Here is a 15,226-nt window from a genome sequence, read left to right as displayed (position 1 = left end):
TGGCGGGTGCGGCAAGCCGATTGGACCGCACCACGCAACCTACGACCTAAGCCGTTGAATTTGATGAATTATTCGCAGCCCCTGTAGCCATGTTTCACTTTGAGCGCACATGACATGACAATGGGCTTATATGTTGGACGGCTCACAGACAGCCTGAATTTTTCAACCCAGAGATCTGACCAAAGTGCGCGACTACAAAACCGACTCCTTTGTTCCTAGCGGCATCTTTGCGCCAGTGAAGCCCTTTCGTGTTGGATATCTGCAGGTAGACGATTTGCACACGCTGTATTGGGAACAGAGCGGCAATCCGCAAGGCGTTCCGGTGCTGTTTTTGCACGGTGGCCCCGGTGCTGGAAGCGCGCCAAGTCACCGGCAATTTTTTGACCCGGCGCATTACCACATTGTGCTGTTCGATCAGCGTGGATCAGGCAAATCCACGCCGCTGGGTGAGGTGCGTCAGAACAGCACTCAACTGTTGATTGCCGATATTGAGTGCTTGCGCGAGATGATGGGTATTGAAGAATGACTGATTTTTGGTGGTTCTTGGGGCTCCACACTGGCACTGGCCTACGGGCAGGTGCACCCAGCCCGTTGCACGGGCTTCATTTTGCGCGGTATTTTTCTCGGCACCCAAGCCGAAATCTACTGGTTTATGCAAGGGATGCCGCTGTTCTTTCCGGAAAAGCACGCCCAGTTTGTCAGCCTGATCCCCGAAGATGAGCGCGGTGACCTGCTTGGGGCCTACATGAAGCGTTTGTTTGGCGACGACCCGGTGGTGAGTCTGCGTGCCGCCCAGGCCTGGAGCCGCTATGAGGCCAATTGCCTGCACCTGCTGCCACGCCGGGAGGTGACCCGCATGTTCAGTGCCGCCTGTGTGGCGCTGGGTGTTGGGCGCTTGGGGGCACATTACTTTTGCAACAAGATGTTTTTGACAGAAGGTCAGTTGATTGACAACATGGACCGCATCGCGCACCTGCCAGCCGTCATCATCCAGGGCCGGTACGATGTGCTTTGCCCACCCCGCACTGCCTGGCAATTGCGGCAGGCTTGGCCAAACGCAAGTTTTCAGGTGGTGGACGATGCTGGCCACGCGGCTTGCGAGCCTGGCATCTCCAGTGCGCTGGTGGCTGCCACCGAGCGCTTCAAACTGACTCATACGCTGTGAACACCGCGCATTGATCAACGGCTGTTGCCTGCGGAAGTCAGTTGACTCGTCGGTACGTTTTGGGCATGTGACCGCCATGGTGTCAGTGGTTTCGCAGGTTTGTGTTCGTGCCGGAAATTTAAGTGTGCACGACCCCAGGTCGCTGGTAAGCAGTGGTAACGCTTTTGTGCCCCGTCAGCCTCCAACGCGACAGCCGCATCTTAGACTTGCGGCAGCAAAAAGCGCCGCTCCCAGGCGCTGATTTCGTTTAAATAATGCTTGTATTCCAGCGCCTTCACCGCGCAATAACCCGTAACAAAATCAGCCCCTAGCCCTTGTATAGCAAGCATACTATGCTGCATTTTATATAGCGATTCATCCATCGTGCGCGGCAGGCCGTAGGCCTCGTCGTAGCCGTTGCTGCTCAAGGGCTCAGACGGCTGCAGCCGCTCTTGGATGCCCGCCAGACCGGCAGCCAGCGTGGCGGCGATGGCCAGGTAGGGGTTGGCGTCTGCCCCGGCCACGCGGTTTTCCACGCGACGGGCCACTGCTGCACTGGTCGGCACGCGCAAACCGGTGGTGCGGTTGTCATAACCCCAGGCCATGTTGGTTGGGGCCTGGCTACCGGCCACATAGCGCCGGTAGGAATTGACGTTGGGCGCAAACATCAGCATCAGCTCCGGGCCGTAGGTTTGCAGCCCGGCGATGAACTGGCCAAACAAGGCGCTCTCAGTGCCGTCAGGCAAGCTGAACACATTGGCACCCAAGGCATCCACCACACTGGTGTGCAGGTGCATGGAGCTGCCAGCGCTGCCGGCGATGGGTTTGGCCATGAAGACCGCGTTCAGGCCGTGTTTCAGGGCGATTTCGCGGGCGGCGTATTTGAACAAGAAAGCCTGATCAGCCACCGCCACCGCGTCGCCGTGCATCAGGTTGATTTCGTACTGGGTGGGGCCAACCTCGTGAATCCAGGTGTCAGCGTCGATGTGCAGGGTGACCAGCGCAGCGCGAAACTCGTCCCAGAACGGCGCCAGCTCGTTGAGCATGTTCAGGCTGAAGGCGCTTTGCCCGACTTCGGCACGGCCACCGCGCACAGTTGGCGGCACCAGCGGCTGGGCCGGGTCGGTATTGGCGCCCGTCAGATAAAACTCGATTTCCGGGGCCACCACCGGGGTCAGGCCCCGGGCGGTGTAGTCGGCCAGCACCCGTTTCAGGGTGCTGCGTGGCGCAAAGGTGCACAACTCGCCGTCGAGCTCCACGCAATCGTGTACCGCCACTGCGCGCGGCGTACTCGCCCAGGGTGCCAGGGTGAGCGTGTGATAGTCGGGCAGCATGCGCACATCGGGATCCGAGTCGGGGAAAACCGGGTTGTATGAATACTCGCCGGTGACCGCCTGCATGGGGATGGCCTGGCAGATGCGCAGCTCGGCTCCCGCAGCAAAGCGTTCGGCAGGCATTAGTTTGCCGCGCGGGTAGCCGGAAATATCGGCAAACAGGCACTCCACGTCGCGCACGCCGTGCTGCTGAAAAAAGGCGCTGATTTGATCGGGGCTGTGTTGTGCCCCAGCAATGTTAGGGGACATCAAGCCAAATTTCCAAATGGGTAGCTGCTGCCTGGCTGGCGGCTCATGCAGACATTTGCTCCGACCCAGCGGCAACCTCGTCGATAGCCACAACTTCGCCCTCGTCAAACAAGCTTTGCGCGAACTGGGCGGCGTCTGGCGCCAACAGACGAGCGGTCCACGCATCGACCAATGCAGGTGACACCGGATGCGGCGGAAAATGGATGCGTGACACCACCTGGGCCACCACCTCCGAGCCGACACCGCTGGCCACCAACGCGGCGGCAAAACGGCTGGCCGAGTCGCCCATGCGAAAAGCGTCGATATTGGCTTTGACCACGCGCTCACTCTTGCTGGCAAACATCGCATTGATCTGCTTCTCCAGCAACTCAGCCGGCAGTGGCAAGTGCATAGCAGCGGCGCCCAGCACCACCATGTTCTGCGCCTTGACATTGCCTGCCTTTTTGGCCAGCAGGGTGGCATTCAGCGCCACCAGATACGGCACCGAGAACAACACTGGGTACAAAGCCGCCGTGTCCGGATAGTTGCCAATATTGACCATTGGCGTGACATCGGTGACGATCCAGCCCTCGGGCTTGAGTAACTTCGTGTAACGCAAGGCTTCCAGCGGCTCCACCGATAGCACCATGTCTGCACAGCCTTCAGCAATCAGAACACTCGCCACGGGTTGATCCGACAGGCGCACAAAAGCCGACACGGCCCCGCCGCGTTGCGCCATGCCATGCACTTCGGATTGCTTCAAATACAAACCAGCCTCGTTTGCGGCATGGTCAAGCACCCAGGCAATGGACAGCACGCCTTGGCCGCCCACGCCACCAATCACCAGATCGAACTTCATGCGCTCACCTCCTGCGTCTCGCGCTTGGCGTCTTTGATCTGTTGGTTCGCCTTGATCTCGCGCGCATAGGTGATGCAGATGCGCCGAGCAATGATCACCGACAAGCCCACATAGGCCAGTTCTTCACGGATGACGGTCAGGTTTTGCTCTTTTTTGTGCGTGGTCGGCTCGATGATGCGAATGTGCCCGCGTGGCACACCCATGCCCGCGACCAGGCTCAGCACTTCTTCATTGGTGGCACTGGTCTGTTGGCCACCGGTCATGGCAATGATGCTGTTGTCCAGAATGAACACCTTGATGTTGGTGTTGTCCTTGGCGGCGTCAAGCAGCGGGGCCAAGCCGGAATGGGTAAAGGTGCCGTCGCCAATCACGCAGATGGCCGGGTTCATGCCGGCGTGCGCCAAACCCATGGCCATGCCGATGGAGGCGCCCATGCACAGGCATGAGTGGATCGCCTGATGCGGCTCCATATAGCCCAGCGAGTAGCAGCCAATGTCACCCATCACGCGCACCTCGCCGCTGAGTTCGGCAATCACTTCTTTGATGAGGATGTAGGAGTCGGTATGCGGACACTTGTCGCACATGCTCGGTGGCCTGGCGGCCAGCACCTCGGCCAGACCCTTGATTTGCAGCGAGACCGCGGTTGGCAAACCAAAGCATTTTTTGATGGCATCCGGGCACAGCTCGCCAGCACGCGGTAGCGCGCCGGTGAGCCTGCCGCGAATGGTCTTCTCACGCATCAAGCCACCCGCGCTGATCAGCCGTTCGATGAATGGGTAGCCTTCTTCAATCACCAACACCTCGCTGGAGGCGTCCAGCAGTTCGCGAATTTTCTGGAACGGCAGCGGATACATGCCAATGCGCAGCAGGTTGAAGCCATGCAATTGGTCGCCCATCGCCTCTTGCAGATAGCTCCAGGCCAAGCCGCTGACCAGAATGCCGGGCAAGCCGTTGCCATGCAAAGTCAAAGCGTTGCTGGCATGCGCTTCGGAGGCAGCTTGCATGCCGCTTTGCTTGTCCAGGAGGAGGCTGTAGGCGCGCCGGGCGTTGGACGGAATCAGTGTGAAGCGGCTCGCGTCATTCACATAGTTGGGCAGGTTCTGCTGGCGCGCCGGTGCCAACGTCACTTGCGAGCGGCTGTGCGCTAGGCGTGTGACCAAGCGCAACAGCACCGGCACCTGAAACTGCTCGGACAAATCAAACGCCGCGCGGGTGAAGTCGTAGCACTGCTGCTGATCGGCGGGCTCCAGGCAGGGCAGCATCGCAAAATCGGCAAAGTAACGCGAATCCTGCTCGTTTTGCGAGCTGTGCATGCCAGGGTCGTCGGCGACCACAATGACCAAGCCGCCGTGGGCGCCGGTGACGGCCGCGTTCATAAACGGGTCAGCCGCCACGTTCAGACCGACATGCTTCATCGACACCAGGACACGCACACCGGCGTAAGAGGCCCCCACAGCCTGCTCAACGGCCACCTTTTCATTGGTGGACCACATGCCGCCCACATTCAGGCCACGTTCCTTGACTTGTTCCTCAATGGCCATATAAATTTCGGTGGACGGCGTGCCCGGGTAAGCGTAAGCCACGCTGATACCGGCGTCGATGGCAGCGCGGGCCACGGCCTCGTCGCCGAGCAGGATGGTTTTGGTCATGAGTATTCCAATGTCAAAAAAAAGCTGAATCTCGCCCGCACGTCAAGCTAGGCTAGCACGGGTTCTGCAATTCAGCGCTAACGCCGCTAGAGCAGAGTATTTTGCCAGCGCCCATTCAGCGCCCTTGATCTTTAGCGGGCACAAAGCGCTCAGATCCAGGCCGATGTGGTTGGCAGCCGACAGGTTGACGAGGTCGAGCCGCAGGGTAGTGACAGTAACCATCGGCTTGTCTTCTAATGGGTAAAAAATCAGGTCATTTTTGGGCGTTCATCAATCACCCGCCTGGCTTTACCGGCCAGCGTGCGGGGAATCGAGTCAAACGGCAATACCGTCACGCGGGTGGATATGCCTATCACGGTTTTAAAGTGGTATTGCAATTGCTTGCTGATCAAGGACAGATCCGCCACCTGCATCTGCGCCGAAGCGTCGCGCTGCAGCTCGCAACGCACCTCTAGGTTGTCCAGGTGGGCATCGCGAGTGACCACGATCTGGTAGTTGCCCGACAGCCGCTTGTCCCGCAAAATTTGCTCTTCAATCTGGGTCGGGAAAAGGTTGACACCGCGAATGATCAGCATGTCGTCACTGCGCCCGGTCAGGCGATCCATGCGCCGAAAGCTGCGCGAGGTGGGTGGCAACAGGCGGGTCAGGTCGCGGGTGCGGTAGCGGATCACCGGCATAGCCTGTTTGGACAGCGAGGTAAACACCAGTTCGCCCTGCTCGCCGTCGGATAGCACTTCGCCGGTATCGGGGTTGATGATTTCCGGATAGAAGTGATCTTCCCAGATCACCGGGCCGTCTTTGGACTCGATGCATTCGCTTGCGACACCCGGGCCAATCACTTCGGTCAAACCATAGATGTCGATGGCATGGATACCGAGCTTTTTCTCAATCTCGCCGCGCATGGCCTCGCCCCAGGGCTCGGCGCCAAACATGCCGATACGCAGTGATATTTCTTCGGGCGGGATGCCCAGGCGCTCAAACTCCTCGGCAATCACCAGAGAGTACGACGGTGTCACCATAATGATGTCGGGTTTGAAATCCAGAATCAGTTGCACCTGCTTTTCAGTCTGGCCGCCCGACACCGGAACCACCATGCAGCCCAGTCGCTCGGCGCCGTAATGCGCGCCCAAACCACCGGTAAACATGCCGTAGCCGTAGGAAATATGACAGATGTCACCCGCGCGCGCCCCAGCGGCACGCATTGAGCGCGCCATCAAGTTGGCCCAGGTGTCAATGTCCTGTGCGGTGTAGCCCACCACCACCGGCTTGCCCGTAGTGCCGGAAGATGCGTGCACCCGCACGACCTGTTCGCGCGGCACGGCAAACAGCCCAAATGGGTAGTTGTCGCGCAGATCGACTTTGGTGGTGAACGGAAATTTGGCCAGATCACTCAGCTTTGTCAGATCACGCGGATGCACGCCCAGGTTGTCACACTTTTCCCGGAAATGCGCCACATTGCTGTAGGTGTGCGTGATCGACCATTGCAGGCGTTGCAGTTGCAAAGCAGAAATTTCATCGCGGCTGGCGGTTTCGATGGGCTCAAGCACGCCGGGCTCAGATCGTTGGAAGGTCATTCGGGTGGTTTCCTATGGAAAATTGTCCGCACTCACCCATGGTGAAGCCCAGAGCCGCCAAAGGCATAGTCTGCCCAGACGGTGATGCCGGAAAACAGCAGTGGCGCAAACGGAGAGAGCATTAGCTGCGGTGCATTGCAAAATTGACGCACCCGGATTCGATTTGGAAGTCTCCCCCACACATTTTTTATTTCCTGCGTTGCTCAAAGGGTTGGAATTTTACGGTTGACTGCGTCCGACATCCGCAGGCCATCGGGGCGGCCAATCCTGGGCTTACCCAAGCATAAGTCAAGCCCGCATCAGTGCCTCAATGTCAACCACGCTGACCGGCACACCGCGGCTGATGAGTTCACAGTCGGCCTCGGTCACGATGGCATCGTCTTCGATGCGGATGCCGATGTTGTGAAAGTGCTCCGGCACGCCGGGTGCCGGGCGCACATAGAGGCCGGGCTCAATCGTCAGCACCATGCCCGCTTGCAGGATGCGCGCCGGGCGGTCTTTGATGAGTTCGCCGGTGAGGGCGTCTTTTCGGGTGCTGACCTGGCCGATCTCGCCCGGCTCGGTGTAGGCGCCACAGTCGTGCACATCCATGCCCAGCCAGTGGCCGGTGCGGTGCATGTAGAACTGAAAGTAGCTGCGCTTCTCGATCACGTCGTCTACGGTGCCAACGGTGTTTTTGTCGAGCAGGCCCACATCCAGCATGCCTTGCGCCAGAACCTTGACGGTGGCGTCGTGCGGGTCGGTGAAGCGGGCACCGGCCTTTGTTACAGCAATGGCCGCCTCTTGCGAGGCCAGCACCAGCTCATACAGCGTTTTTTGCGCGCCACTGAAGGTGCCGTTGGCCGGGAAGGTGCGGGTGATGTCGCTGGCGTAGCCATCCAACTCGCAGCCCGCGTCAATCAGCACCAGCTCGCCGCTCTGCACGCGCCCAGCATCGGCGCGGTAATGCAGCACGCAGGCATTGGCGCCCGCGGCCACGATGGAGCCATAGGCCGGGTATTGCGAGCCGTGGCGGCGAAACTCGTGCAGCAGTTCGGCGTCCAGGTGGTATTCACGCACCTCTTGGCCAGCGCGCAGCATGGCCGCGCAACGCTGCATGGTGCGCACATGGGCGCCCGCACTGATGTTGCAGGCGCGGCGCATCACGTTCTGCTCATGCGCGTCCTTGAACAAACGCATCTCGTCCAACGGGCCACACAGGTCGCGCTGCTGCTGTGGGCACAGCGTGCCGTAGCGCACCCGCGCACGCAGCGTGCCCAGCCAGCCGTCAATGCGACCCTCCAGCCCGGTATGCGTGGCAAACGGGTACCAGACCGACTCAGCACCATCTAGCAATGCAGGCAGTTGTTTGTCCAGCTCAGTCACCGAAAACGCGGCATCGACACCCAGCGCTTCAAGCGCGGCATCTGGCCCGAGGCGATAACCGTCCCAGATTTCGCGCTCCAGGTCTTTGGGCTGGCAAAACAGCGTGGTTTTGCCATCACCGCTGATCACCAGCCAGGCCTTGGGCTCGGTCAAGCCGCTGAGGTAGTAGAAATAGCTGTCGTGGCGGAATAAAAAATCGCTGTCGCGGTTGCGTTGTTGCTCTGGCGCAGTCGGCAGGATGGCCACGCCACCGGGGCCGATGTGTTTGGCGAGTGCGGCGCGGCGTTGGGCGTAGAGGGCGGTTTGGGTGGTCATGGCTGTTGATGAGTGAAGGAGCGGTTGAGGCGGGTGCCTGGCATCAGCGCGGGTTCAAAAGCCAACATTGTGCGACTGACACGCCGTGCGCGAGGCACAAGGGTTGCTACAAGGGTTGCTATTTACGCATTGAGCTGCGCCAGCCGCTCCGGTGTGCCGACATCGGTCCAGGCGCCGGCATAGAGCTCGGCAGACACCTGCCCCTGGTCCATCGCTGCGCGCAGCAACGGCGCCAACGCGGCTTTGACGCCCTGAGAGTTGCCGGGCACAACATCGCACCAGGGTGGCGCAAACAGCGCACGGTGGTACAGGCCGATGGTGGAATAGGTGTAGCGCGGCTGTGGGTCATCTTTGGGCAGGTTCAACGCCAGGCCGGTGGCGGCATCCAGACCAAAATCGCCGCGTGGGTTGTGCGCCGGATTCGGCACCAGCCAGAGGTGCGCGAGTTTGCCGCTGGCGGCAAAACGTTCAACCGCGTCGCTCGAAAAAACAAAACCGGGCGTGAAAACATCAGCCGCCAGCACCCAGAAAACGCCCCGGCCCACACCATCGGTGGGCGGAAAAAGCAGCGGCAAGGCGCGGCAGATGCCGCCCGCGGTCTCCAGCGCGGCGCCAAAGTCGCGGCCTTCGGTGGAGTACTGCAACGTCATCTTATATGAATTTGATAGCTGCTCGCGCTTATTCCATAAGGGCTGGATGCCAAAAAGACCATTAAAAGTCTGAACAATCAGGTCTTCCAGCCAGGCGGTGTTGATCACCACCTGCTGGCAGCCGCCGCGCTGCAAGGCCTCCAGATGCCATTGCATCAGCGGCTTGCCTTGCACGGGCAACAGCGGTTTGGGGCAAGTGTCGGTGAGCGGGCGCATGCGCTCGCCACGGCCGGCAGCCAGCAGCATGGCGGGCACGGGAGAAGGCTGGGCAGCAGGATGAATTGATTTGAACGGCGTCACGGGCATGGGTCTGGGACTCATCAGCCTCTGAGAATAGCAGCCCAGCACCGCCAAGCTGTGCACATCACGCCATGTTTCAGGCTTGCAGCCAGTGCACTGAGCCCCGGTAGGCATGCCAGCTGGCGTGTCCCAGAAGCGGCCCGGCCAGCAGCAGGCCCGCGTTCAATGGCAACAGCAGTGACATACCGATCAGCAGCACGATCACAGCGCCCCACAGCAGCATGGCGCCGGTGTTTTGCAGGACCACCGCAATGCTGGTGATGGCCGCCGAGATGGCGTCGGTGTCACGGTCCAGAATCATCGGGATCGACACCACCGAGATGGCAAACGTCAGCCCGGCAAAGATGCCGCCGACAACCAAGTAGGCAAGCACAAACTCCAGATTTTCCGGATTGGTGAGCGCCTGCATCACCCCCACCGATGAAGGCATGCCAGAATTGAAAAAAAGCGCGATCACGACCAGCGAGACCCGGCCCCACAGCAGTTCCAGAACAACCAATACGCCCACCAGCAAGCCCATGCTGCGCAGGCGGGTCTTCCAACACGTCAGTGAACTGATGAAACTGGGCGCCTGTCCAGTTTCGCGGCGGCGGCTGACTTCGTACAGCCCTAACGCAAGAAATGGTCCCACCAGCAGACAGCCCGAAACCAGCGTCATGGTGTATTCAGGCTTGTTTCTGAAGACCATGCCCATGACCATCGCCATGGCCCAAAACGCCACCCCATAGAACAGGCTGATGCCGGTCTGAGCGCGAAAGTCTTGCCAGCCCAGTTGCAGCCAGCGCAGTGCCGCAAAAGTGGGCAGCTTCAGGATCTCTTTGAGTGGCGCTTCTGAGGGCGGCGGCACATAAGGCGGCGGTGGTTCGTCAATGTCTTGGCTCATACGTCAACGTTAACGTTAACGGCGCTGGTGCTGCAACATCACTCGGGTTAAACCCAAGAAACAGCGCGGGTATCATGCCCTGACATTGACCAACAGGAGCGCAACATGGCTTTGATGGACTTCATCAAGAAGCAGTTTATTGACGTCATTCAATGGACCGAGCCGGGCGACGGCACGCTGGCCTGGCGCTTTCCGATGGCCGGTATGGAAATCCAGAACGGCGGGCAACTGGTGGTGCGCGAATCGCAGATGGCGCTGTTTGTCAACGAGGGCAAAGCCGCCGATGTGTTCGGCCCAGGCACCCACAAGCTCACCACCCAGACGCTGCCAGTGCTCACCTACCTGAAAAACTGGGACAAACTGTTTGAGTCACCGTTCAAAAGTGACGTGTACTTTTTCAGCACGCGCCAGCAGTTGGATCAGAAATGGGGCACGCCGCAACCCATCACCATTCGCGACGCCGACTTTGGCGCGGTGCGCCTGCGCGCTTTTGGCAACTACAACTACCGTGTGGCCGACCTTAAGCTGTTTCACACCGAAATCACGGGCACGCGCGAGAGTTATGACGTGCAAGACATCGACGGACAGTTGCGTGGCCTGGTGCTGCAAAACATCAGTAATGCGGTGGCGGGCAGCGGCATTGCCTTTCTGGACCTGGCGGCCAACCAGCTGAGCTTTGCGCAGGCCCTGACCAGGCAATTGGCGCCCGAGTTCGAGAAAATCGGCCTCAAGCTCGAAGGCATGACGGTACAAAACGTCTCGCTGCCTGAAGACCTGCAAAAAGTACTCGACCAGAAAATCGGCATGGGTATGGTCGGCAACGACATGGGCAAGTTCATGCAGTACCAAACCGCGCAGGCCATCCCAAAATTCGCCGAAGGCGGGGCAGGTGGCGGTGGTGGCGGTAGCGGCATCGCCGGTGATGCGATGGGCCTGGGCGCGGGTGTGGCGCTGGGCCAAGTGATGGCGCAAAACCTGACCGCCGGGTTGCAGGCCTCTGCCACCAGTGCCGCGGCACCGCTAGCGGCTGTGGCCGAGGTCAAGCCCGAAGACGTGATTGCCACGCTGGAAAGACTCGGCGAACTCAAGGCCAAAGGCATCCTGACGCAGCAAGAGTTTGACGGCAAGAAGGTTGAGCTGTTGAAGAAACTGGTTTAGAGCATTGCTGGCGGGCGAACCCGTCAACCCACTTGCCAATGGGCACGTCATAGGTGGTTTCAATCCGCGCCCGCCATTGCTGGCGGGCGAACCGTGGGTCATGGTGCATTTACTCCAAGGGTTTTAAATTTCAATCCGCGCCCGCCATTGCTGGCGGGCGAACCGTGAAACAGCGACGGCTCGCACTTGATGTAATGCGGTTTCAATCCGCGCCCGCCATTGCTGGCGGGCGAACCGCCTCAACGGGCAGCCCGTCAGCCAGCGTCAGGGTTTTTCAATCACCGCCCGCCATTGCTGGCGGGCGAACCAGGGTCGCACTGTTTATTACAACGGCTTCGCGATGTTTCAATCCGCGCCCGCCATTGCTGGCGGGCGAACCCCCCGTAGCGCGCTTCTTGAGTCTGCCACGGCGCTGGTGTTTTAATCCGCGCCCTCCATTGCTGGCGGGCGAACCATGCGCGGCTGGGACGATGCGCTGGTGTTTGGCCTGTTTCAATCCGCGCCCGCCATTGCTGGCGGGCGAACCGTACGACCCCCGCAACGCGACAACGCAGTGGCAAGTTTCAATCCGCGCCCGCCATTGCTGGCGGGCGAACCTGTCCAGGGCTTGCGCTGGTGTCATGGTGTGTTGGTTTCAATCCGCGCCCGCCATTGCTGGCGGGCGAACCATTGTTCCTCAAGGTCTAGAGGTTGATTTGGTTTGTTTCAATCCGCGCCCGCCATTGCTGGCGGGCGAACCAGCGCTTCCCCTTACGCCACGGCGTTCGTGAACAAGTTTCAATCCGCGCCCGCCATTGCTGGCGGGCGAACTGCGCCTTACTTGGAGGTTAAGGAATGGCAACGAAGTTTCAATCCGCGCCCGCCATTGCTGGCGGGCGAACTAGCAAGGTTTGGGGGGCAAAACAGCCCGAAGGCCGTTTCAATCCGCGCCCGCCATTGCTGGCGGGCGAACTGCCTCAATGCTGGATGGCCTTCGGCCATGCAGTTGTTTCAATCCGCGCCCGCCATTGCTGGCGGGCGAACTCTGGTGGCCGGTGCTTCCTCAAACAAATCCAGCGTGTTTCAATCCGCGCCCGCCATTGCTGGCGGGCGAACTTGCCCAAATACGTCCCATGTCGAGAGCGATGCCATGTTTCAATCCGCGCCCGCCATTGCTGGCGGGCGAACTCACTGATGCGCTGTTTGTGCAGGCGGCGGCATTATGTTTCAATCCGCGCCCGCCATTGCTGGCGGGCGAACTTTGACCGAAACCGACAATAAAGGAGCATCCAGATGTTTCAATCCGCGCCCGCCATTGCTGGCGGGCGAACTCACCGGCCGCCACGGCGCGCAGTTGGCCCTGCCTGTTTCAATCCGCGCCCGCCATTGCTGGCGGGCGAACTGGGGTCAACCTATCCACTTACCAAAATTACAAGGAGTTTCAATCCGCGCCCGCCATTGCTGGCGGGCGAACGTGCTCGGCGGTGTGTGGGCGGCAAGAACTACATGGTTTCAATCCGCGCCCGCCATTGCTGGCGGGCGAACTGTGATTTTGCCGTGGCAGTGCGGGCAGACGTGGTGTTTCAATCCGCGCCCGCCATTGCTGGCGGGCGAACTATATTGGCGTTGTTATTGGTCAAGGCGTAGGACGGGTTTCAATCCGCGCCCGCCATTGCTGGCGGGCGAACTGTTGCGTCAGCCGGGCGGCTACTGGGTGTTTTCTGTTTCAATCCGCGCCCGCCATTGCTGGCGGGCGAACTCTCGAGGCGCTGCTCGACCGGGGCATTGTTCCGGCGGTTTCAATCCGCGCCCGCCATTGCTGGCGGGCGAACTGAAGGCACCGTGCGCCGCCACAGTGAGCGCCGGGTGTTTCAATCCGCGCCCGCCATTGCTGGCGGGCGAACTGAGATATGGCGGTGGCAGGCGCGCCGGAAAGCTGGTTTCAATCCGCGCCCGCCATTGCTGGCGGGCGAACTACCCGCACATCTTGCCTTGAATGTCCCCCCCGCCTGTTTCAATCCGCGCCCGCCATTGCTGGCGGGCGAACTGCCGGCGATTGCGATCAGCGAGGGGCGGTATCTGGTTTCAATCCGCGCCCGCCATTGCTGGCGGGCGAACTTCGGCGCAATGGCCCATCATTGGCGCAAGGGCGTGTTTCAATCCGCGCCCGCCATTGCTGGCGGGCGAACTAGTAGTCGCCACCACCGCACTGGTCAGCACAGGGTTTCAATCCGCGCCCGCCATTGCTGGCGGGCGAACTGATTGCCTTTTGCTCACTCCTGCGAGCCGAATGTGTTTCAATCCGCGCCCGCCATTGCTGGCGGGCGAACTTTGCGGATGCCTGGTGGGGCAGATGGCATACGGACGTTTCAATCCGCGCCCGCCATTGCTGGCGGGCGAACTGTAATGCATCATGTTAGTACTCCAAGACGATTGAGTTTCAATCCGCGCCCGCCATTGCTGGCGGGCGAACTGATGCCCCGCCCAAAGATTGGTTTCTGTAACGCCGTTTCAATCCGCGCCCGCCATTGCTGGCGGGCGAACTACCTGCTGTCTACCAGACAACCTGGCTACACAAGTGTTTCAATCCGCGCCCGCCATTGCTGGCGGGCGAACTCGGATTTTGAGCCCTCGACACCCATCATGCGACTGTTTCAATCCGCGCCCCGCCATTGCTGGCGGGGCGAACTTGGTAGCAGCCAACGCATCATCCATGGCCAGGATGTTTCAATCCGCGCCCGCCATTGCTGGCGGGCGAACTATCAGTGCACTTCACGCAGCGCCAGTCGATTGTAGTGCCGTTTCAATCCGCGCCCGCCATTGCTGGCGGGCGAACTGGGGTCAACCTATCCACTTCCAAAATTACCAAGGAGTTTCAATCCGCGCCCGCCATTGCTGGCGGGCGAACGTGCTCGGCGGTGTGTGGGCGGCAGAACTACATGGTTCAATCCGCGCCGCCATTGCTGGCGGCGAACTGTGATTTGCCGTGGCAGTCGCGGGCCAGACGTGGTCGTTTCAATCCGCCGCCCGCCATTGCTGGCGGGCGAACTATATTGGCGTTGTTATTGGTCAAGGCGTAGGACGGGTTTCAATCCGCGCCCGCCATTGCTGGCGGGCGAACTGTTGCGTCAGCCGGGCGGCTACTGGGTGTTTTCTGTTTCAATCCGCGCCCGCCATTGCTGGCGGGCGAACTCTCGAGGCGCTGCTCGACCGGGGCATTGTTCCGGCGGTTTCAATCCGCGCCCGCCATTGCTGGCGGGCGAACTGAAGGCACCGTGCGCCGCCACAGTGAGCGCCGGGTGTTTCAATCCGCGCCCGCCATTGCTGGCGGGCGAACTGAGATATGGCGGTGGCAGGCGCGCCGGAAAGCTGGTTTCAATCCGCGCCCGCCATTGCTGGCGGGCGAACTACCCGCACATCTTGCCTTGAATGTCCCCCGCCTGTTTCAATCCGCGCCCGCCATTGCTGGCGGGCGAACTGCCGGCGATTGCGATCAGCGAGGGGCGGTATCTGGTTTCAATCCGCGCCCGCCATTGCTGGCGGGCGAACTTCGGCGCAATGGCCCATCATTGGCGCAAGGGCGTGTTTCAATCCGCGCCCGCCATTGCTGGCGGGCGAACTAGTAGTCGCCACCACCGCACTGGTCAGCACAGGGTTTCAATCCGCGCCCGCCATTGCTGGCGGGCGAACTGATTGCCTTTTGCTCACTCCTGCGAGCCGAATGTGTTTCAATCCGCGCCCGCCATTGCTGGCGGGCGAACTTTGCGGATGCCTGGTGGGCAGATGGC

At 60.6% G+C, this 15,226-nt stretch carries 9 protein-coding genes, 1 pseudogene and 2 CRISPR repeat arrays; of the genes and pseudogenes, 2 read left to right on the top strand and 8 right to left on the bottom strand.

What is annotated here, in order from left to right:
• Nucleotides 1-184 precede the first annotated feature (184 nt).
• Nucleotides 185-1,165, top strand: a pseudogene (gene pip, locus BLL52_RS06605) (prolyl aminopeptidase).
• A gap of 200 nt (nt 1,166-1,365) precedes the next feature.
• Here pip and BLL52_RS06600 read toward each other — a convergent pair.
• The 8 genes from BLL52_RS06600 to BLL52_RS06565 all read right to left on the bottom strand — a co-directional run bounded on the left by BLL52_RS06600 (nt 1,366) and on the right by BLL52_RS06565 (nt 10,301).
• Nucleotides 1,366-2,727, bottom strand: coding sequence for a glutamine synthetase family protein (locus tag BLL52_RS06600; RefSeq protein ID WP_075585927.1), 1,362 nt, complete (start codon nt 2,725-2,727; stop codon nt 1,366-1,368).
• Between the two features lie 43 nt (nt 2,728-2,770).
• Complete coding sequence (locus BLL52_RS06595) at nt 2,771-3,565, bottom strand: indolepyruvate oxidoreductase subunit beta (protein ID WP_075585926.1); 795 nt, start codon at nt 3,563-3,565, stop codon at nt 2,771-2,773.
• A complete protein-coding gene (locus BLL52_RS06590; RefSeq protein WP_075585925.1) occupies nt 3,562-5,214 on the bottom strand; it encodes a thiamine pyrophosphate-dependent enzyme in 1,653 nt (550 codons plus the stop codon). Before BLL52_RS06590 ends, BLL52_RS06595 begins: the two co-directional genes overlap by 4 nt.
• Before the next feature lie 42 nt (nt 5,215-5,256).
• Nucleotides 5,257-5,436 carry a hypothetical protein gene (locus BLL52_RS06585; protein ID WP_075585924.1) on the bottom strand — a complete coding sequence of 60 codons (180 nt, stop codon included), beginning with the start codon at nt 5,434-5,436 and terminating at the stop codon, nt 5,257-5,259.
• A gap of 26 nt (nt 5,437-5,462) precedes the next feature.
• On the bottom strand, nt 5,463-6,788 hold the full coding sequence (gene paaK, locus BLL52_RS06580; RefSeq protein ID WP_075585923.1) for a phenylacetate--CoA ligase PaaK: 1,326 nt from the start codon (nt 6,786-6,788) through the stop codon (nt 5,463-5,465).
• 288 nt (nt 6,789-7,076) lie between these two features.
• Nucleotides 7,077-8,468 carry an aminopeptidase P N-terminal domain-containing protein gene (locus tag BLL52_RS06575; RefSeq protein ID WP_075585922.1) on the bottom strand — a complete coding sequence of 464 codons (1,392 nt, stop codon included), beginning with the start codon at nt 8,466-8,468 and terminating at the stop codon, nt 7,077-7,079.
• Nucleotides 8,469-8,590: 122 nt separating this feature from the next.
• On the bottom strand, nt 8,591-9,424 hold the full coding sequence (locus BLL52_RS06570; protein WP_241839058.1) for a nucleotidyltransferase family protein: 834 nt from the start codon (nt 9,422-9,424) through the stop codon (nt 8,591-8,593).
• A 70-nt stretch (nt 9,425-9,494) separates the two neighbouring features.
• Complete coding sequence (locus tag BLL52_RS06565) at nt 9,495-10,301, bottom strand: DUF2189 domain-containing protein (RefSeq protein WP_075585920.1); 807 nt, start codon at nt 10,299-10,301, stop codon at nt 9,495-9,497.
• 105 nt (nt 10,302-10,406) lie between these two features.
• Between BLL52_RS06565 and BLL52_RS06560 the strand changes: the two genes are divergently transcribed.
• Nucleotides 10,407-11,459: an SPFH domain-containing protein gene (locus BLL52_RS06560; protein WP_075585919.1), complete on the top strand. Its 1,053-nt coding sequence runs from the start codon at nt 10,407-10,409 to the stop codon at nt 11,457-11,459.
• Between the two features lie 56 nt (nt 11,460-11,515).
• Nucleotides 11,516-14,055: direct repeats of the CRISPR family, unit length 37 nt; unit sequence GTTTCAATCCGCGCCCGCCATTGCTGGCGGGCGAACT.
• 395 nt (nt 14,056-14,450) lie between these two features.
• Nucleotides 14,451-15,200: direct repeats of the CRISPR family, unit length 37 nt; unit sequence GTTTCAATCCGCGCCCGCCATTGCTGGCGGGCGAACT.
• Nucleotides 15,201-15,226 lie beyond the last annotated feature (26 nt).

This window comes from Rhodoferax antarcticus ANT.BR, from assembly GCF_001938565.1.
GTDB classification, from domain to species: Bacteria; Pseudomonadota; Gammaproteobacteria; order Burkholderiales; family Burkholderiaceae_C; genus Rhodoferax; species Rhodoferax antarcticus.
The sequence above is the reverse complement of the archived record's forward strand: the minus strand, read 5'-3'. Positions and strand labels throughout refer to the sequence as shown.

Coding starts and splice junctions, on each gene's coding strand:
- paaK (WP_075585923.1), bottom strand. CDS start 6,788: ATGACCTTCCAACGATCTGAGCCCGGCGTGCTTGAGCCCATCGAAACC.
- BLL52_RS06595 (WP_075585926.1), bottom strand. CDS start 3,565: ATGAAGTTCGATCTGGTGATTGGTGGCGTGGGCGGCCAAGGCGTGCTG.
- BLL52_RS06570 (WP_241839058.1), bottom strand. CDS start 9,424: ATGCCCGTGACGCCGTTCAAATCAATTCATCCTGCTGCCCAGCCTTCT.
- BLL52_RS06575 (WP_075585922.1), bottom strand. CDS start 8,468: ATGACCACCCAAACCGCCCTCTACGCCCAACGCCGCGCCGCACTCGCC.
- BLL52_RS06590 (WP_075585925.1), bottom strand. CDS start 5,214: ATGACCAAAACCATCCTGCTCGGCGACGAGGCCGTGGCCCGCGCTGCC.
- BLL52_RS06600 (WP_075585927.1), bottom strand. CDS start 2,727: ATGTCCCCTAACATTGCTGGGGCACAACACAGCCCCGATCAAATCAGC.
- BLL52_RS06560 (WP_075585919.1), top strand. CDS start 10,407: ATGGCTTTGATGGACTTCATCAAGAAGCAGTTTATTGACGTCATTCAA.
- BLL52_RS06585 (WP_075585924.1), bottom strand. CDS start 5,436: ATGGTTACTGTCACTACCCTGCGGCTCGACCTCGTCAACCTGTCGGCT.
- BLL52_RS06565 (WP_075585920.1), bottom strand. CDS start 10,301: ATGAGCCAAGACATTGACGAACCACCGCCGCCTTATGTGCCGCCGCCC.